This window comes from Azospirillum oryzae, from assembly GCF_008364795.1.
In the GTDB taxonomy this organism is placed as follows: domain Bacteria; phylum Pseudomonadota; class Alphaproteobacteria; order Azospirillales; family Azospirillaceae; genus Azospirillum; species Azospirillum oryzae.
In genome coordinates, this window is sequence record NZ_VTTM01000005.1 from 23,666 (window position 1) to 42,228 (window position 18,563).

General features: G+C 67.1%; 16 protein-coding genes. 8 read left to right on the top strand and 8 right to left on the bottom strand.

Translation table 11 applies throughout. The features are described from left to right. Nucleotides 1-90 precede the first annotated feature (90 nt). The 3 genes from FZ938_RS15565 to FZ938_RS15575 form a co-directional block, all read right to left on the bottom strand. Nucleotides 91-909, bottom strand: coding sequence for a calcium-binding protein (locus tag FZ938_RS15565; protein ID WP_149199411.1), 819 nt, complete (start codon nucleotides 907-909; stop codon nucleotides 91-93). 576 nt (nucleotides 910-1,485) lie between these two features. After that, nucleotides 1,486-2,841 carry an HlyD family type I secretion periplasmic adaptor subunit gene (locus tag FZ938_RS15570; RefSeq protein ID WP_149199412.1) on the bottom strand — a complete coding sequence of 452 codons (1,356 nt, stop codon included), beginning with the start codon at nucleotides 2,839-2,841 and terminating at the stop codon, nucleotides 1,486-1,488. Next, the gene (locus tag FZ938_RS15575; RefSeq protein WP_149199413.1) at nucleotides 2,838-4,562 is read right to left on the bottom strand and encodes a type I secretion system permease/ATPase; all 1,725 of its coding nucleotides are present in this window, start codon (nucleotides 4,560-4,562) and stop codon (nucleotides 2,838-2,840) included. The genes FZ938_RS15570 and FZ938_RS15575 overlap by 4 nt, the downstream gene beginning before the upstream one ends. Nucleotides 4,563-5,108: 546 nt before the next feature. Here FZ938_RS15575 and galE point away from each other — a divergent pair. Genes galE through FZ938_RS15590 form a run of 3 tightly spaced genes read left to right on the top strand, consistent with a single transcriptional unit; the run spans nucleotide 5,109 to nucleotide 7,971 of the window. Beyond that, complete coding sequence (galE, locus tag FZ938_RS15580) at nucleotides 5,109-6,122, top strand: UDP-glucose 4-epimerase GalE (RefSeq protein ID WP_149199414.1); 1,014 nt, start codon at nucleotides 5,109-5,111, stop codon at nucleotides 6,120-6,122. 48 nt (nucleotides 6,123-6,170) lie between these two features. Then, nucleotides 6,171-6,731 carry a MarR family transcriptional regulator gene (locus FZ938_RS15585; RefSeq protein ID WP_246458098.1) on the top strand — a complete coding sequence of 187 codons (561 nt, stop codon included), beginning with the start codon at nucleotides 6,171-6,173 and terminating at the stop codon, nucleotides 6,729-6,731. A 13-nt stretch (nucleotides 6,732-6,744) separates the two neighbouring features. Continuing rightward, nucleotides 6,745-7,971 (top strand): DUF2336 domain-containing protein, encoded by a 1,227-nt coding sequence (locus tag FZ938_RS15590; protein WP_149199416.1) that lies wholly within the window; start codon nucleotides 6,745-6,747, stop codon nucleotides 7,969-7,971. Nucleotides 7,972-7,976: 5 nt separating this feature from the next. Here FZ938_RS15590 and FZ938_RS15595 read toward each other — a convergent pair whose 3' ends face one another. Beyond that, entirely contained in the window at nucleotides 7,977-9,320 is a 1,344-nt protein-coding gene (locus tag FZ938_RS15595) for a nitrate regulatory protein (protein WP_149199417.1), read from the bottom strand. A 265-nt stretch (nucleotides 9,321-9,585) separates the two neighbouring features. On the opposite strand from FZ938_RS15595, the gene FZ938_RS30560 reads away from it, so the two are divergent. Further along, nucleotides 9,586-9,759, top strand: a complete 174-nt coding sequence (locus FZ938_RS30560; RefSeq protein ID WP_174757458.1) for a hypothetical protein — start codon at nucleotides 9,586-9,588, stop codon at nucleotides 9,757-9,759. Nucleotides 9,760-9,872: 113 nt separating this feature from the next. Next, nucleotides 9,873-11,087: an alpha-hydroxy acid oxidase gene (locus tag FZ938_RS15600; RefSeq protein WP_281497523.1), complete on the top strand. Its 1,215-nt coding sequence runs from the start codon at nucleotides 9,873-9,875 to the stop codon at nucleotides 11,085-11,087. A 72-nt stretch (nucleotides 11,088-11,159) separates the two neighbouring features. On the opposite strand, the gene FZ938_RS15605 is transcribed toward FZ938_RS15600, so the two are convergent. Beyond that, the gene (locus FZ938_RS15605) at nucleotides 11,160-11,864 is read right to left on the bottom strand and encodes a hypothetical protein (RefSeq protein WP_149199418.1); all 705 of its coding nucleotides are present in this window, start codon (nucleotides 11,862-11,864) and stop codon (nucleotides 11,160-11,162) included. A gap of 192 nt (nucleotides 11,865-12,056) precedes the next feature. On the opposite strand from FZ938_RS15605, the gene FZ938_RS15610 reads away from it, so the two are divergent. Both FZ938_RS15610 and FZ938_RS15615 read left to right on the top strand, forming a co-directional pair. Further along, nucleotides 12,057-12,842, top strand: coding sequence for a nucleotidyltransferase (locus tag FZ938_RS15610; RefSeq protein ID WP_149199419.1), 786 nt, complete (start codon nucleotides 12,057-12,059; stop codon nucleotides 12,840-12,842). Next, nucleotides 12,835-13,554 (top strand): metallophosphoesterase family protein, encoded by a 720-nt coding sequence (locus tag FZ938_RS15615; RefSeq protein WP_149199420.1) that lies wholly within the window; start codon nucleotides 12,835-12,837, stop codon nucleotides 13,552-13,554. The genes FZ938_RS15610 and FZ938_RS15615 overlap by 8 nt, the downstream gene beginning before the upstream one ends. 150 nt (nucleotides 13,555-13,704) lie before the next feature. On the opposite strand, the gene FZ938_RS15620 is transcribed toward FZ938_RS15615, so the two are convergent. From FZ938_RS15620 to FZ938_RS15630, 3 genes are all read right to left on the bottom strand, one after another. Next, a complete protein-coding gene (locus FZ938_RS15620) occupies nucleotides 13,705-14,757 on the bottom strand; it encodes an ABC transporter ATP-binding protein (protein WP_149199421.1) in 1,053 nt (350 codons plus the stop codon). Further along, a complete protein-coding gene (locus FZ938_RS15625) occupies nucleotides 14,750-16,417 on the bottom strand; it encodes an ABC transporter permease (protein WP_149199422.1) in 1,668 nt (555 codons plus the stop codon). The genes FZ938_RS15620 and FZ938_RS15625 overlap by 8 nt, the downstream gene beginning before the upstream one ends. Nucleotides 16,418-16,609: 192 nt before the next feature. Then, nucleotides 16,610-17,713, bottom strand: coding sequence for an ABC transporter substrate-binding protein (locus tag FZ938_RS15630; RefSeq protein WP_149199423.1), 1,104 nt, complete (start codon nucleotides 17,711-17,713; stop codon nucleotides 16,610-16,612). A gap of 173 nt (nucleotides 17,714-17,886) precedes the next feature. On the opposite strand from FZ938_RS15630, the gene FZ938_RS15635 reads away from it, so the two are divergent. Beyond that, a complete protein-coding gene (locus tag FZ938_RS15635) occupies nucleotides 17,887-18,561 on the top strand; it encodes a response regulator transcription factor (RefSeq protein ID WP_343287122.1) in 675 nt (224 codons plus the stop codon). The last annotated feature ends 2 nt before the right edge of the window (nucleotides 18,562-18,563 follow it).

Here is an 18,563-nt window from a genome sequence, read left to right on the forward strand (position 1 = left end):
CGGGCAAAGGGGGACCGGCGGCGGCTTTGACACCACCGGTCCGTCCTTCTCATCAGCCGCTTGGAAAAGCGTCAGACGATCAGTGCCCGGTTAGTGGATGACGAAGAAGTCGTTCGGGTGGTTGTGGATGTCCGCAGCCGAGACACCCTTCAGCGTGATGCTGTCGCCATGGCCGAGGTCGATCACGGCGTCGCCATGCTGGTCGGTGACGCGTGCGGCCAGATCGGCGGCGTCGGTCACCTTCAGACCGTTGATGTTGCGGGAGATCTGCAGAACATCCTCGCCGGCCTTGAAGTCCAGGACCACGTCCTGGCCGCCGCCGCCGGAGAAGATGAAGACATCGTGGCCGGCGCCGCCGGACAGGATGTCGTTGCCCTTCCCGCCGTCCAGAATGTCGTTGCCGTCGTCGCCGAACAGCACGTCGTTGCCGTCGCCGCCGGACAGCATGTCGTTGCCGGTGCCGCCATGCAGGATGTCGTTGCCCTTGCCGCCGTCCAGGATGTCGTCGTGGCCGCCGCCGGACAGGATGTCGTCACCCTTGCCGCCGGTCAGAATGTCGTTGCCGTCCCCCCCGGACAGCACGTCATTGCCGTTGCCGCCATCCAGCACGTCACGACCGGCGCCGCCGATCAGAACGTCGTCACCATTCCCCCCCAGGATGATGTCGTCGCCCGAACCGCCGTCGATCATGTCGGTGCCGTTACCCCCCAGCAGCACGTCCGCCGCAGTGCCGCCATGGATCACGTCCGCACCGTTCCCCCCGAACAGAGCGTCATGTCCATCGCCGCCGAGCAGAGTGTCGCTCCCGTTGCCCCCCAGCACCAGGTCGTTCCCCTGTCCGCCAACCAGCAGATCGTCATGATTCGTGCCGACATGCACGTCGTAGCTGCCCCCAGGAACCGTAGCCATCGTAGGTGTCTCCTTGCGATGTGATTGGGATTGTTGGGCCGTCTTTCGGCCTCGCTCGAAAGGCTGAGCTCGCCTTTCGGTGTAACCAAATCTATAGGGCGGATAGTGTGATAAAACGCGGGCACATGGAAGAGAAAGTTGAGTCAAGACAACTGATTCTTGCAGTAGAACGCATTGTCGATATTTTCAAAAAGACAGTTAGTCTGATTTGCATCGAAATTCTAAGCAGTTTCCGTTTTAAAAAATGGTGGTCAGACCCGCATTTCCGCCATTGCAAAGCCACGGACCGGCTGAAAATCCAGCAAAAAGCCCAAATCGTTAAAAGAAGGTTTTTAAAATCCGGTGGTCCACTTAAAGCCACAGTCGAGCCCCAGCTGACGGTCGGGGCGCTTTTCGCATCGGATTGCACGCTGCGCTTTACTCAGCCGTCATTCCCGCAAAGGGGATGTGCAAAAGGGCCGGCGTGGGGGACGCCGGCCCTTCCACGGGGCCGCTTGGCAGGAGATGGACACCCATGCAAGGACCCCAGCCCACACCGGCCCGAACGGGGGAGGACCGGGGGGATGGCGGTTCCGCTTACCGCTCGCGGAAGGCCCTCTGCAGGCCGTCGGTCAGCGGTGTCAGGAAATAATCGATGGCGCGGCGGGCGTGGCCGTGGATCATCACTTCGGCCGGCATGCCGGGATGCAGCTCGACATTCGGCAGGGCCTTCAGCTCCGCCGCATCCATGCTGATCCGCGCCGCGAAGTAATAGGCGCCGGTGCGCTCGTCCTCCAACTGGTCGGCCGACAGCGACACCACCTGCCCGGCGACCGGCGGCACGGCGCGCTGGCGATAGCCGGTCAGCTTCACCATTGCCTTGCTGCCGACCTCCACATTCTGGACGTCATGCGGTGAGACGCGCGCCTCTACGATCATGGCGTCGTCCTGCGGCACGATGTCGAGGATGCCGGCTCCGGTGGGGATCACGCCGCCTGGGGTGAAGAACTTCAAACCTGTCACACGCCCGGCCTGGGGTGCGGTGACCGCCTGGCGCAGAAGCACGTCATCGGCGCTGCGCAGCCGTTCGGACAGGTCGGAAACGCTGGCCTGGGCCGCCTGCAGGTCGGTCGAGACCTCCGACCGCCGGGTGTTGCCGATGTTGATCATGGTCAGCTCGGCGGCGGCAATGGCCTGTTCCGCCTTGGACTTGTTCGCCATCAGCTCGCCCAGTCGGCCTTCGGAATCGGCGACGTTGCGCTGAAGCTCCAGCATCCGCGGCTTGCGCTCATATCCCTTCGCCAGCAGACCCTGCACCACCCGCAACTCGTCCTGGGTGTAGCGCAGACGGTCGGCGGTTGCGACGCGCTGGGCCTCCAGCGCCACGATCTCGTCGCGCAGCTGGGAGATTTGCTTTCGCTGGATTCCCAGTTGGGCCTCGTAGCTGTCATGGCGGGACCGGAACAGCCGTTCCTCCACCGACATCGCCTCGGCCGCCACCGGGTTGTCGCGAGCGGCCTTCATCAGTTCCTCTGCGAACAGGGGATTCGGTGCGTCCGACTGTTCGGCGCGCAGTCGGCCCAACTTTGCCAACGCGGTCCAATACTGCCCTTGCAACTGCGCGACCACGGCCTGGCTTTGCGTCGAGTCCATCCGCAGCAGCACCTGGCCGGCCTGCACGAGGTCGCCGTCTTTGACCAGAAGATCGCGCAGGATGCCGCCCTCCAGATGGGAAACGGTCTTGCGGTGGCTTTCCACCATCACGGTGCCGGCGGCAAGGGCGGCGCTGTCCAGGCTGGCGGTGAAGCCCCAGGTCAGGAAGCCGCCGAAGCCGACCAGCACGGCCAGCGCGCCCGCCAGCGCGGTGCCGCGCAGCGACGGTTCGACCGGCGCCATGTCGATGGTGGCGGTCCAGACGGGCTGGGACGACAGGAGGGGCGTGTCGCTGCTCATCGCTGTTCTCCGCTGCGGACAAGGCGGGTCACGCCGGCGGGGACGCCGCCCGGCTGGACCAGTTTCAGGACGTCGCTGCGGGCGCCGAAATGCTCGACAGCGCCCTCCTTCATCACCACCAGCTTGTCGGCGATGGCGACGATGGAGGGGCGGTGGGCGATCATCACCACCGTCGTGCCGTCTGCCTTCACCTTGTGAACGGCGTTCAGCAGCGCCTGCTCGCCCTCATGGTCGAGGTTGGAATTGGGTTCGTCCAGCACCAGCAGGCGCGGACAGCCGAACAGCGCGCGGGCCAGCGCGATGCGCTGCCGCTGGCCGCCGGACAGCGAAAAGGCGCTATCGCCCACCGGCGTGTCGTAGCCGAAGGGCAAGCGGCCGATCATCTCGTGCACCCCCGCCAACCGGGCGGCGCGGACGATCTCCGCCGGGTCGGCGCTGGCCATGCGGGAAATGTTCTCGCCGATGGTGCCGTCCAGCAACGCCACCGACTGCGGCACGTAGCCGACATATCTGCCGAAGCTTTCGCGCTCCCACAGATAGGTGCTGGTGCCGTCCAGATAGATGCCGCCGGCCGTCGGCTGCCAGACGCCGACCAGCAGGCGGGCCAGTGTCGATTTGCCGGCGCCCGACGGGCCGATGACGCCCAGCACCTCCCCCGCCTCGATCGCGAAGGAGACGTTGCGCAACACCGGGCGGCTCAGACCGGCCGGCACATGGCTGACGCGGTCGACGGTCAGCGCGCCAGTGGGTTGCGGCAGCGGCATGGTGGAGCGGGCGGAGGCGCCGTTGTTCAGCAGGTCGCGGATGCGGCGGTGCGCCTCCAGCGCCTTCACCCACTGGCGCCAGCCGTCCACCAGCTGTTCGAAGGGGTGCAGCAACCGCCCGGTGATGAGGCCGGCGGCCATCATGCTGCCGGGCGTCACCAGATTGTCGATCACCAGCGTGGCACCGGCCGCGATCACGCCGACCTGCAGGATCATCCGCAGCGAGCGGGAGGACGCGGCCAGCCCGCGCGACAGCGTGGCGCCGCGGTCGATCATTCCGGCCGATCCGCTTTGCGCCGCCTGCCAGCGCCGGGCCAGGGCCGGCAGCATGCCCATCGCCTCGATGGCTTCTGCATGGCGGACGGTGCCGGCGATGTCGGCGAAGACGCGGGCAGAGGCCTCGTTCGCCTGGGCCATCGGCCGGCGGGTCAGCATGTCGGTCAGCACGCCCATCACCAGCAGCACCAGCGCCGAGATGATGGCGAGCACACCATAGACCGGGTGCAGCAGGAACAGGATAGCCAGGAAGATCGGCGCCCAGGCCAGCTCCAGCGGAGCGGTCACCGCACTGCTGGTCATGAAGCTTCGCAGGTCGTTCAGGTCGCGCATGGTCTGAGCCGCATTGCGCGGCCCGCCCGACAGCGCGTCGACGATGGACGCCTCCAGCGCCGGGACGTTGAAGCGGTGCGCGATCACGGCGCTGGTCACCAGGAAGGCACGGGCGCGGATGAAGTCCAGCACGCCGTACAGCGCCAGCGCCCCCACCGCGATGATCGCCAGCATCGTCAGCGTTTCCAGGCTGCGGCTGCTCATCACCCGGTCATAGACCTGCATGGTGAAGAGCGGCAGCACCAGCATCAGGACATTCACGAACAGGCTGAGGACACCGGCCAGCAGCAGGCCCTGTCCGATCTTCCGGTAGGCTTGGGTCAGCAGGGGCCGATCCACGGAACTCATCTTCGATCCTTCCTGAAGGAGGATTCGCCACCTGATGCGGCGCTGGAAATCGGGGAAAACAGGAAAAGCTGCCGGCGGCGACGGACGCGGGACAGGAAGCCGGCTGGGGGGATGCCGGATGCGGCCTGCCCGGTGACCGGGCAACCGCCTATGCTGGGACAGATCCTGACGCGGGGGGAGCGTCTGCGGATTTGGCACGCTCAAGCTTTACACCGGAGACATTTTAGAGACGTGTGACAAGTTTTGGCCAGCACCTCTTTCCAGCGTCCGAAAAAGGGGTATGGAATGGCGCTTAAGTCACTGACAGAAAAAGAAGAAACTGAGATTCGCCTAAGGTCTTAGGCCCTTCGGTGGAGTTTTCCCAGCCATCTGGTCAGACGCTGCCGACATCGTGCATGCTGCGCTGCATGAGTTTTGCGCAAGGCGCCGTGATCCCCCCATCCGGCCCCTGCACCGCCCTAAACCCGCTCCCCGTTTTCCTTCCACCACGCCGGCCGCCCGATTCCGGTTGCGGCCCGAAAACCGGTTCAAGGAAACCCACACTCCATGACGACCTCCCAAACCATCCTCGTCACCGGCGGCGCCGGCTATGTCGGCAGCCACTGCGTGGCGGAGCTTCTCGACCGCGGCCACCGGGTCGTGGTGTTCGACAATCTGCGCCAGGGCCATGCCGCAGCCGTTCCGGCCGAGGCGACCTTCATCCAGGCCGATCTGGCCGACGAGGCGGCGCTGGCCCGCGTGTTCGGGCAATGGCGTTTCGACGCGGTGTTCCACTTCGCAGCTTTGTCGGTGGTCGGCGAATCGATGCGCGACCCGCACGCCTACCTGCACGGCAACACCGTCACCTCGCTGAACCTGATCCGCGCCGCGGTGAAGGCGGGGGTGATGAAGCTGGTCTTCTCCTCCACCGCCAACCTGTTCGGCTCGCCCAAGCGCATCCCCATCGACGAGGACGAAGCGATCGATCCCGGCAGCCCGTATGGCGAATCGAAGTTCATGATCGAGCGCGCCCTGCACTGGGCCGACCGCTGCCATGGACTGCGGTCCGCTTGCCTGCGCTACTTCAATGCGGCCGGCGCCCATCCCAACGGCAAGCTGGGTGAGGATCACAGCCCGGAAACGCACCTGATCCCGCTGGTGATGGACGCCGCCACCGGCAAGCGTCCGCACATCGAGATCTTCGGCGACGACTACGACACGCGCGACGGAACCTGCATTCGCGACTATATCCATGTCTGCGATCTGGCCGACGCCCATCTGCGGGTGCTGGACGCGCTGGACGAGCGGTCGGTCCGCTATAACCTCGGCAACGGCACCGGCTACAGCGTGCGCGAGGTGATCGCGTCGGTGGAGCGCATCACCGGCCGCACCGTCCCGGTGAAGGTCGGCCCGCGCCGCCCCGGCGACCTGCCGGTGCTGATCGCGTCCTCGGAGCGCATCCGCCGCGACCTCGGCTGGCAGCCGCGCTTCCCGGAATTGGACAGCATCATCGGCAGCGCCTGGGCATGGCGCAGCGCACATCCCAACGGCTTCCGCGGCCTTGCCGCCGCGGCGGAGTGAGTCAGCAGGAAGGACGACGGCAATGGTAGAGCCGGGATCATGGACGCGATGAGCAACCTGAACTGGGACGATGACGACGTGCCCGAACCGGGAGCGGACGACACCTCCGCCGACCGGACCGGCGGCAAGCCCGGCGAGGCTCTCGACCTCGCCGACTTCCACGGCATGGCGCGGCTGATCGAGCGGATGCACCGCCGCTATCTCGATGTCGTCCGTGTCGGGCTGTCCAAGCAGGGCGTCGAGGACATCGGGCCGGTGCAGGCGCTGATGATCATGCTGATCGGCGAGGACGAGCTGTCGGTCCGCGACCTGATGGAGCGCGGCTATTATCTCGGCTCCAACGCCTCCTACAGCCTGAAGATCCTGGTCGACGCCGGATACATCAACCGTGCCGCCAACCAGCGCGACCGCCGCACCGCCCGCCTGCAGCTGACCGACAAGGGGCGGGAGCTGTGGGAGGGGCTGCGGCGGATGGAACAGGCGCAGGCCGAGGCGCTGGTGCGCAACGAGACCGAGGTCCGCGACCTGAAGGCCAGCTATCGCACGCTCCGCCGGCTCGACCGGTTGTGGGGCGACATGGTCCGCTACTCCTGCCTCGATTTCGATTGAAGGTCTTCCTCCGATGCCGCAGCCGGGTGCCATGATGCCACACGCCGCCGCCCACCCCGACGCCCCCCACCCCAACGGCCTGTCGTCCAAGGACGTGGAGCGGCTGCTCGTCGCGCCGAACGCGGAAACGCGGATCGAGACGATGAACAAGCTGTTCCACGACCTGGAGTCGGGCGCGCTCAGCCCGGCCGAACGGTCGCTGGCGATCGAGGTGGTGCATTGCTTCGCCGGCGACGCCCAGGTGGCGGTGCGCGAGGCGGTGGCCTGGCAGCTGCGCAACAGCCCGTTGCTGACCGAGGATCTGGCGGAGCGGCTGGTGCGCGACGTCGGCCGGGTGGCCTTCCCCATCCTGCGCGATGCCGCCGGCCTGACCGACGACCTGCTGCTGGACGTGCTGTCCGATCCCGATGCCGGCAAGCATGTGGCGGTCGCCAGCCGATCCAAGGTGTCGGCCCGTGTCTCCGGCGCGATCGCCGAGCGCGGCAACGTGATCGCGGTGACCGCGCTGCTGCGCAATGACGGCGCCGAGGTGCCGGACAGCGCGATGAGCCGCGCGCTCGACCGCTTCGGCCGGGTCCGCATGGTCAGCGAGGCGGCGGCGGCCCGCCCCGGCCTGTCGCTTGCGATGGTGGAGCGGGTGGTCGCATTCGTCTCCGACAGCATGCGCACCACGCTGATGCAGGCGCACGGCCTGTCGCGCGAACTGGTCGAACGGCTGGTGGAGCGCGGGCGCGAGGCGGCGACCATGCGCATGCTGCGCCCGGTGCTGCGCGGGGCCGAGGACATCGACGCGGTGATCCAGTGGCTGCACACCAACCGCCGCCTGACGCCGGTCCTGCTGTTCCGCGCGCTGTGCGCCGGCGACCTGGCCCTGTTCGTCGCCGGCATGGCGCTGCGCGCCGGCATCCCGCAGGAGAATGCCCGCCGGCTGGCCTGGGACGACGGCGAGCTTGGCATGGCGGCGCTGATGAGGAAGGCGACCGTCGCCCCCGGCCTGACCCATCCCTTCCAGGTCGCGGTCGGCGTCGCCAAGCGGATGGAGTATGAGGGCGACGACGCCCGTCGCGAGGATTTCCAGGCGGAGGTCATCAGCGAGCTGTTCACCGCCTGCACCCCCACGAACGACTGGATGGTCGACGACCTGCTGCTGCAGCTGTTCGACCAGAAGTCCGAGGAGGTGATCGACCGGGCGCTCGATCAGGCGGGGCTGCCCTTCTCCCCGGTGCGGACGGTGCAGTAGTCAGGTCATCCGCCCGCGGCCCCTCCCCCTGCCGTGACGCCGCGGAGGATGTCGGACATGCTGAGGATGGCCTCCGCCACCTCGATGATGCGCTTGTTCTGGTTCATCGCCGTCTTGCGGATCAGCTTGTAGGCCTCCTCCTCCGACAGGTTGCGGGTGGACATCAGCAGGCCCTTGGCGCGGTCGATCACCTTGCGTTCGTTGAGCGCCGCCTTGGCCGTCTCCAACTCCAGGCTGACGTCGCGCAGGCGCTGGGACTGCGCCTGGACGACGTCGAGGACGGAGCGCATCAGCTTCGGCCGCAGCCCGTCGGGGGCGTAGAGGCCCGAGGCGTCCTGTCCTGCAAGGGTCGGATCGGCATCGACCAGCACCATGGCGACCGGCATCACCGCATCGGGGGCGCGCCCGTCCGCCTGTTCCAGATCGGCGCGGGCCTGGGCCAGCTTCGCCTCGCACAGGAGGCGGAGATCCTCGGTCAGCCGGTCCTCCACCGTCTTCAGCAGGTCCATGCGGCGGGTGGAGCGTTCGAACCAGACCTCCGGGGTGATGCCCGACAGTTCGCCATGGCGGGCATCGTCGGAGAGCGCCACCGCGCGCATCCGCTCCATCTCCGCCACCGCCGGGTCGGCCAGGGCGGTGCGGAAGGCGGCGGCGTGGGCGGGATCGGCGAACTCCGCGAAGATGCGGAAGGCTCGGTTCTGCGCATCGGCCAACTGGGCGAGGCGCACATGCTCCGCCCCGTCGAAGCGCCCGCGCGAGAAGCCGGCGCTGGCGGTCGCCCGCTCCTGCCCGGCGAATTCCTTGCCCTGGACGATGTTGAACAGCGCGACCAGGGCGCGGGAGATCGCCGGGTCGGCGGCGATGTCGGCCGCCTCGAACACCACGGACAGCAGATGGCCGATGATGTCGGTGAAGGCCTTCACCGAATCCTGCGGCACCAGCGCCAGCGACGACACCTGACCGCGCAACGCCGGCAGCCCATCCAGCGCATGCAGCGCGATGGCGACGCGGCTGTAGAACTGCGCGCCGGAACTGAGGCGGTCGAGTTGTTCGTCCACCAGATCCAACCGGTCGCGCAGCACGGTTTCCAACGCCCTGGCGTCGGCCTGCCAGCGGGCGCGGTCGTCGGCGAAGCGGCTGCCGCTGGAGCCCAGATAGATGGAGGACGCACCGCGTTCCTTCTGCAGGGCGTGGATCAGGGCGCTGAGATCGCGGACCAGGGCGCTGACCGCCAGAAGCTGTTCGACGTCGCGGATGCGGCACAGCTTGGCGGCGCGAAGAAATCTCGTCGCGGCGGCGCTGGTCCCGCTTTCGGCCCCGCTTTCCCCCGTCTGCTGCTCCATATCCATGCGGCCCGTTCCCCCGACATCGCCCTGCCCCATGGCCCTGTACGCAATGGATATGCCAGCGGGAATGAACACCGCCGACAGGCCGTGCCGGGGGAAGCGAGCCGGTTGCGCCTGCGCGTGGTTGCCCAAGAATGGGGCGGCCCTGCCGGAAAAATGGGCGGGCCGGCGATGCAATGATGTGCGGTGCAACATCGGGCGGCCTGCGCTGTTGAACCGGGAGTTTCCCCGTTTCGGAGTCGCCCCCATGATGACCAGGAATCCGTTCATGAGCGCTTGGCTGTCGTGGGCCAACCGCGCCACCGGCATGTGGACCTCCGCCGCGATGTCGGCGGCCAAGCGCAACCAATCGACCGCCCAATCGGCGATGATCAAGGCCATGATGACCCCGCCGAAGGCTGGCCCCTCCAAGCCCAAACGGAAGGCCAGGCCGGCACGCTGAGCGGCGGGCCGGCCAAAGGGCAGCCTTGCCGCAACCACGGCTTGACGGTGCGCGGAGGGAGTGGCCAAATCCACCCCCTTCCGTTTCACGCGCAACCGTTCGAGACACGCCCCATGACCTCCGTTCGCATGCCTTCGTCGCGACCGCCGTCGCGCTGGGCGAACCTGTTCACCGACCGGCCCGTCACCTGCATCGAGGATCTGCGGCAGCTGGCGGAATGGCGCGTGCCGCGGATGTTCTACGATTATGCGGATTCCGGCTCCTACACGGAGTCGACCTACCGCGCCAACGAGTCCGACTTCGGCCGGATCAAGCTGCGCCAGCGCGTGGCGGTGGACATGACCAACCGGACGCTGGCCAGCAGCATGGTCGGCCAGCCGGTGGCGATGCCGGTGGCTCTGGCCCCGACCGGCCTGACCGGCATGCAGCATGCCGACGGCGAGATCCTGGCCGCCCGCGCAGCCGCCAAGGCCGGCGTTCCCTTCACCCTGTCGACGATGAGCATCTGTTCCATCGAGGACGTGGCGGAGAACACCGACAAGCCCTTCTGGTTTCAGCTCTACGTCATGCGCGACCGCGCCTTCATCGACAAGCTGATCGACCGCGCCAAGGCGGCCGGCTGCTCGGCGCTGGTGCTGACGCTGGACCTGCAGATCCTCGGCCAACGGCACAAGGACATCAAGAACGGACTGTCCACCCCGCCGAAGCTGACCATCGGCAACATCCTGGACATGGCGACCAAGCCGCGCTGGTCGATCAACATGCTGCGGACCCACCGCCGCACCTTCCGCAACATCGTCGGCCACGCGACGGGGGTCAGCAACCTGTCGTCACTGTCCTCCTGGACGGCGGAGCAGTTCGACCCGACGCTGAACTGGGACGACGTGCGCCGCATCAAGGACCGCTGGGGCGGCAAGCTGATCCTGAAGGGCATCCTCGATCCGGAGGACGCGGTGATGGCGGCGGACACCGGCGCCGACGCGCTGATCGTCTCCAACCATGGCGGCCGGCAGCTGGACGGCGCGATCTCGTCCATCGCGGCGCTTCCGGCCATCGTCGAGGCGGTGGGCGACCGCATCGAGGTGCTGATGGACGGCGGCATCCGCTCCGGCCAGGACGTGGTCAAGGCGTTGGCGCTGGGCGCCAAGGGCACCTTCATCGGCCGCGCCTTCCTCTATGGGCTGGGTGCCGGCGGCGAGGCCGGCGTGGCCCAGTGCCTGGAGATCATCCGCAAGGAAATGGACGTGACCATGGCCATGTGCGGCCTGCGCGACATCCGGCACGTCACCTCCGACATCCTGGCCGGGAAGCCGAACTTCGGGGTTTGACCGGGGCCTTGTCTCCGTCTTGGCCGGCGGCGGGTTGGAACAGCGTGGAACAGAGTCCGCCGCATGTTCCATCTACCGCCGGCCGAAGGGACCGGCGGCGCGGCGGCTCACCGGGCCGGGGTTGAGATTGGGGTAGTCCTCATATTGGTTGACGGTCCAGGGGAAGACGCCCTTCGGCCCCTCGGCCTCGGGCTGGGCGATGACGGCTGCGACCAGGTCCGGACTGGGCGGGCAGCGTTCGCGGATGGCGCCGGGGAGGTCGTCGTCGAGTTCGGGGACAGTGACGGTGGGCGGGTCTTCCGGTCGCGGCGCCCGCGGCCTTTCATCCGGCCCCTCCTCCGCCCCCATCTTCCGACTGTCCCGCGAGGCGGTGCGGGCGCTCCCGAGACCGGGGATGAGGCCGAGCCGTTCGGCCAGCCAACGGACGGTGGTGGGATCGCCGGAGGTGACCAACCGCTCGATCTGCTCGGCCACCAGAATGCGCAGCGACGACAGGCGGAGTTCGGCCTCGCGGTTCAGCGCCTGACGCTCCCACCAGACCCTGTGACGAAAATCCTTGGAACCGTAATAGGCCCGCCAGAGCGTGGTGCGGCTGCATCCCATGGCGCGGGAGACCTGAAGGAAGCTGTTGCCGCGCGCCAGCATGCCGGCGGCCATGATCCATTGTTCCTCGTGGAACTGCGATCCGGGGACCAGCGCGCCTTCCGACGGGGTCGGCGGTTCCTCCGCCCAGCGGGGGAAGTTGTCGGTGGTGAAGCTGCGGCTGTCGAGGGGCATGGGATGGCTCCGCGGAATGGTGGATTCTCTCGCGGAGAAGTTATAGGATTTTAGTCCGATTTGTGTGCTTATTTGCTAATTCCAGATCCCCGCGGCCTCTGCCGGGCCGGCGCAGCCCCCCGCAACACTCCCCGCCCTGCCCTGTTGTACCGGGGCAACGTGCCCGTTCCGGCGCATCAGGGGGAGTGGTCCATGAGCAAACTCCGTGAGGGCAGCGCCACCGTCACCGCGGAGGCCGAGGCCTTCTATACCGAAAGCTTGAAGCTGCTGACCCAGTCGGGCATCCCTTTCCTGCTGGGCGGAACCTACGCGATCAGTGCCTATACCGGCATCACCCGGCCGACCAAGGACATCGACGTCTTCTGCTGCGGCGGCGACTTCCCCCGCATCCTCTCCCATTTCCAGGACCATGGCTTCGAAACGGAGATCGAGGACGAACGCTGGATCGGCAAGGTCAAGCATGGCGAACTGTTCTTCGACGTCATCTTCAATTCCGCCGTCGCCATCAACCCGGTCAACGACCGCTGGTTCAAGGAGGAGCATCGGGCAGTGATCTGCGGCGCCGACGTGCGGCTGGTGGCGCCGACGGAGATGATCTTCTCCAAGTCCTTCGTCCAGATGCGCCACAAATATGACGGGCCGGACGTGGTCCACATGATTTTGAAGCAGCATGACAAGATCGACTGGAAAAGGCTGCTCACCCACATGGAGCAGTATTGGGAGGTGCTGCTGATCCACCTGCTGAACTTCCGGTTCATCTATCCGACCGAGCGCGACCGCATCCCCGACTGGCTGGTGGCGGAGCTGCTGGAGCGGATGCAGGAGCGCGCCAAGCTGCCGGTCGCCCAGACCCGCATCTGCCGGGGCCGGCTGTTCTCGCGCGAGGATTACCTGATCGACGTCACCCAGTGGGGGTTCGCCGACGTGGTCGGGGAGGAGGGCACGAAGGAGAGCCTGAAGGAGAGTGGAAATGGATGAGCGCAGGCTGACCGTCGCCGCCATCGGCGACATCCATGTCGGCGAGACCACGCAATACCCCTTTCGCGAACTGTTCCAGGAGATCGCCGGCAAGGCCGACGTGCTGGCGCTGTGCGGCGACCTGACCAACCACGGCAAGCCGCGCGAGGCGGAGATTCTGGCCGACGCGCTGCGCGCCATCGGCATTCCGGTCGTCGCGGTGTTCGGCAACCATGATTACGAATGCGGCCATCTGGAGGAGATCGAGCATATCCTGGCCCAGGCCGGGGTGCGGTTCCTGGACGGCGCGCCGCAGGAGATCGGCGGGGTGGGCTTCGCCGGGGTGAAGGGCTTCGGCGGCGGCTTCGGAAACCGGATGCTCGACAGCTTCGGCGAGCCGGCGATCAAGCAGTTCGTCCACGAGGCGGTGAACGAGGCGATGCGGCTGGAAAGCGCGTTGCGGCAGCTGGACACCGAGCGGGTGTTCGTCGTGCTGCACTATGCCCCGATCGCCGCGACGGTGGAGGGGGAGCCGACGGAGATCTTCCCGTTCCTGGGCTCGTCGCGGCTGGCGGAGACCATCGACCGCTTCGACAATGTGCGGGCGGTGGCGCATGGGCATGCGCATCACGGGAGTTATACCGGGAAAACGCTGCGGGGGACGCCGGTGTACAATGTGGCGCAGACGATCCCGAAGGAGACGGGGCGGCCTTATGCGCTGATTGAGGTTTGAGTGCTTTGGGCGGTGCCCCCTCCCCATCCCTCCCCCGCCTTCGGCGGGAGAGGGGGTAGGAGCTTTGCGGGAGTTCAGCGGCAGTTCCCTCTCCCGCGCCAGCGGGGGAGGGTTAGGGAGGGGGCAAAACGCTGACGAACGTAAACCCCCTCAAAACACCCAAAGCTGCTCCGGCGGCAGGTGCAGCCAGTGCGTCCCGGCGGCCAGAGGCCGCCCGAACGCCCGCAGCATCTGGTCGCCGCAGCGGAAGACATGCTCCCAGTGGCTGCCGAGATAGACGGAGGTTTCCAGCTCCGCCGGAACGCAATTCTCGCCTTCGCCGTCCACCACCTCGACCTGTTCCAGGCGGATGACGCCGGTGGCCTCGTCCGACACGGACTTGCCGGCGCGGTCCTTGCCCCACAGGGGAATGCCGGACAGGTCAATGCGGGCATAGCCGCCGCGCTTGTCCTGCACGCGGCTCAGGATCTGGTTGTTGACGCCCATGAATTCCGAGGCGAACAGGCTGACCGGCTCGGTGTAGAGCTGCTCGGGGGTGCCGGCCTGGACGATGCGGCCGCCGTCGAGCAGGACGATGCGGTCGGCGATCGCCATCGCTTCCACCTGATCGTGGGTGACGAAAACGGCGGTCAGGTTCATCCGCTTGATGAGGTTGCGGATCCAGATACGCGCCTCCTCGCGCAGCTTGGCGTCGAGGTTCGACAGCGGCTCGTCGAGCAGGATGACCGGCGGGTTGTAGACGAGCGCGCGGGCGAGCGCGACGCGCTGCTGCTGGCCGCCCGACATCTGGTGCGGGTAACGGTCGCCGAGATGGCCCAGACCGACGCCGTCGAGAACGGTGGCGACGCGCTGCTGGAGGTCCGCCTTCGGCACGTTGCGCAGGCGCAGGCCGTAGGCGACGTTCTCGAACACCGTCTTGTGCGGCCACAGCGCGTAGGACTGGAAGACCAGCCCGAGGCCGCGCTTTTCCGACGGCACGTTCAGGCCGGCGGCGGCGTCGAAGACCGGCTGGTCGCCGATGGAGATGACGCCGCGCTTCGGCTCCTCCAGACCGGCGATGGAGCGCAGCAGCGTGGTCTTGCCGCTGCCCGACCGGCCGAGCAGGGCGACGATCTCGCCCTGGGCGAAGGTGGCGGTGATGCCCTTCAGGATCTCGTTGTTGCCGTAGGACAGGTGCAGGTCGTCGATGATGAGCTTAGCCATGGGAGCGTTTCCCGAAGAGCGACATCAGCAGCAGGCCGCCGCCGATCATCGCGATGTTGACGGTGGAGAGCGCGGTGACGAGATCGACGGCGCCGGTGCCCCACAGCGAGACCAGCAGCGAGCCGATCACTTCGGTGCCGGGGGCCAGCAGATAGACGCCGGTCGAGTATTCGCGCATGAAGGTGACGAAGATCAGCAGCCAGCTGGAGAACAGCCCGACCTTGACCAGCGGGATCGTCAGGTCGCGCGACACCCGGCCGGGGCTGGCGCCGACGATGCGGCCGGCTTCCTCAAGCTCGGGGCCGATCTGCAGCAGGGCGCCGCTGACCAGACGCATGCCGTAGGCGAGCCAGACCAGCGTGTAGGCGACCCAGATGGCGATCATGGTCTGGCGCAGCGGCGACAGGAAGGGCGTGAACAGGAAGACCCAGAAGATCGCCAGACCGGCCACCAGGCCCGGCATGGCGCGGGGCAGCAGGACCAGATAGTCCATCAGCCTGGTCCAGCCCGACTGCCAGCGGTGGGCGGCGAGGTTCAGCATGGTGTAGACGCCGACCGACAGCGCCCCGCCGACCGACGCGATCAGCAGCGTGTTGACGATGCCGCGGGTCAGGTTGGGGAACTCCATCAGCTCGCGGAAATGGTCCAGCGTCAGCACGTCCAGCAGGTTGACGCCCTCGCCCCAGCTCGACACGAAGGCACGGAGCACGAGGCCGCTCAGCGGGACCACCACGGTGAACAGCAGCCACGCGGTGATCATCGCCGCCGCCGGCCAGCGCCAGACGCCGATCGACACCGGCTTCTGCGCCGCGGCCTTGCCCTTGACCGAGACATAGCGGTTGGCGGCGCGCAGCAGGAAACGCTGGAGGGCCACCAGCGGCAGGGCGATGCAGATGATCGCCACCACCACCACCGCCATCAGCTGGTAGGACGGCGTGCCGAGCTTGTTGGTCAGCTTGTAGAGATAGGTCGCCAGCACCAGGATGCCTTCGGGATCGCCCAGCACCAGCGGCAGGCCGAACAGCTCGAAGCCGAGGAAGAAGACCAGCACGGCGGCGTAGAGGATGTTCGGCATCACCATCGGCAGGCTGACGGTCAGCGCCGTGCGCAGCGGGCCGGCGCCGGTCATGCGCGCCGCTTCCTCCACGTCGGAGCCCAGGCTGCGGAGCGCCGACGAGGTGTAGAGGAAGACATGCGGGACGTGGGTCAGGCCGGCGATGACGATCAGCGTCGTCTTGGAATAGAGGTACCAGGGAACGAAGCCGAAGGTGCTCTTGAACCACAGGGTGACGAAGCCGGCCGGGCCGAGGCTGACCACGAAGCCGAAGGCCAGCACCACCGACGACACGAACATCGGCACCAGGATCACCGGTTCGATCCAGCGGCGGCCCGGCAGGTCGGTGCGGGTCATCAGGAAGGCCAGCAGCGCGCCGACCGGCACGGCGATGGCGGTCATGCCGAAGGCAATGACGGCCGAGTTGTAGAGGGCGTCGAAGAAGTCCTCGTCGTCCAGGACGAACTCGTAGGCCGACAGGGTGAAGGAGATCTTGGGCTGGAAGAACGGCCCGTCGAGGAAGCTCTGGTAGACGACCAGGCCGATCGGGGCCAGCACGGCGATCGCCATGGCGACGATCACCGCGATGCGCGTCGCGCGGTTCATGGGGGGATTTCCTTTTGGCGCAAATCTTCCCTCTCACGCCCCGGGAGAGGGAGGGGACCCGCGCCAAAGGCGCGGGGAGGGTGAGGGGTGAGGCAAGGGTCGACTTGCTTGTTCCTTGGATTGCCCCTCACCCTTCCCGCCTTCGGCGGGCCCCTTCCCTCTCCCGGGGCGGGAGAGAGAGGTTGACGGCGGTTACTTCCCCTGCAGGGCCTTCTGCCAGTCCTTCAGGAACTTCAGGCGCTTCACCTGATCCAGGTAGGTCAGCAGTTCCGGGCCGACATGGATCGGGCGCAGCGTGCTTTCCGGAATGCCGGCGGTCGGGTTGGCGCTCGCCAGATCGGTGCGGATCGAGCCCATGTAGCGGGCCTGCATCGCCTGCTGGCCTTCCTTCGACAGCAGATAGTCGAGGAACAGCTTGGCGGCGTTCGGGTGCTTGGCGCCCTTCGGGATGAAGGCGATGCGCGACATCACGATGGTGTAGTCGGACGGCAGCACGACGCCCAGCGAGTCCGGGTCCTTCTTCTGACGCTCGAAGACGTAGGAGCCGATCATGTTGTAGCCGATGGTGTGCTCACCCGACGTCAGACGCTCGATCATCGCGCCCGAGGAGGTGTAGAGCTTCACCCCGGTCTGGCCCATTGCCTTCACCAGATCCCAGGTGCCCTTGCTGGCCTGCACGTCCTGGGTGATGTAGAGGAAGCCGACGCCGCTGCGCTCCGGATCGTAGGAGGTGACCTTGCCCTTGTAGGCGTCGGGCTTCTCGCTCAGCAGCTTGGCGAGGTCGGCATGGGTCTTCGGCACGTCGGCGGCGGGGACGACGCGCTTGTTGTAGGCGAAGACGATCGGCTCGGCGGTGGTGCCGAAGGCCTCGTTCTTCCAGTTGGCCCAGTCGGGAATGTTCTTGGTTTCCGGCGAGCTGTAGGACTGGGCGTAGCCGTCGTTGACCAGCTTCATCTGCAGGTCCATCGCCGACGACCACATCAGGTCGGTGGTGCCGGTGTTGGCCGCCGCCTCGCTGATGAAGCGGTTGTACATCTCGGTGGAGTTCTGGTCGGCGTATTCCAGCTTGATCTTGGGATAGAGAGCCTCGAACCCCTTCAGGAGTTCCGACACGGCGGCCGCGTCGGTGGCGGAATAGATGCTGAGGGCGCCTTCCTGGTTCGCCGCCTCGATGATCTTGGCATAGGCGGGGTCGTAGCCGGCGGGGACCGACTGTGCCATGGCGCTGCCGGCGGTGAAGGCGGGCATGGCGACGGTCAGGGCGGTCGCGACCAGAAGGGCCAGTTTGGTGCGCATCGTTTCCTCTCCTGCGGTTGGTTTCCACGGCGCCGTTGCGGGCCGGGTTGGTTGGGCTTACAAGCGACTTTGTCGTGACTATAGACGGCCAACCTGTCGTCAATCTGTCGCGGATGGAAATTGTTGGTGGAACGGAACAGGGGCGTTCGGATGATGGCCCGATCGGACGAAGGGTGCCGCCCTTGCGCATCCTGATCGTGGAGGATGACGCGGCCCTGGCGCGCGGGCTGACCGCGTCGCTGAAACTGGCCGGCTATGCCGTCGACCATGTCGCGTCGGGGGAGGAGGCGGCGCGGCTGGAGCGGGCGGAGCCCTATGGGCTGGTGGTGCTGGATCTGGGGCTGCCCGACCTGTCGGGGTTCGAGGTGCTGACGCGAATCCGCCGCCGCGGTTCCACCGTGCCGGTGATGATCCTGACCGCGCGGGAGGCAGTGGCCGACCGGGTGAAGGGGCTCGATCTCGGCGCCGACGATTATCTGCTGAAGCCCTTCGACCCGGCGGAGTTCGAGGCGCGGGTGCGCGCGCTGATGCGGCGCGGCCAAGGAACGCCGGTGCCGGAGCTGGTGTGCGGGGGGCTGCGCTACGACCGCTCCACCGCGACGGTGACGCTGAACGGCCGGGTGCTGGATTTGCGCAAGCGCGAGCTGGCGGTGCTGGAGGGGCTGATCACCCGCGCCGGCAAGGTGGTGCCGAAGGACCGGCTGGCCGGCGAGGTGTTCGGCTTCGACGAGCCGGTGGCGCCGAATGCCATCGAGCTGTATGTCGCCCGGCTGCGCAAGAAGCTGGAACCCGACGGGCCGCAGATCCGCACCATCCGCGGGCTGGGTTACCTGATGGAAGTCACATGATG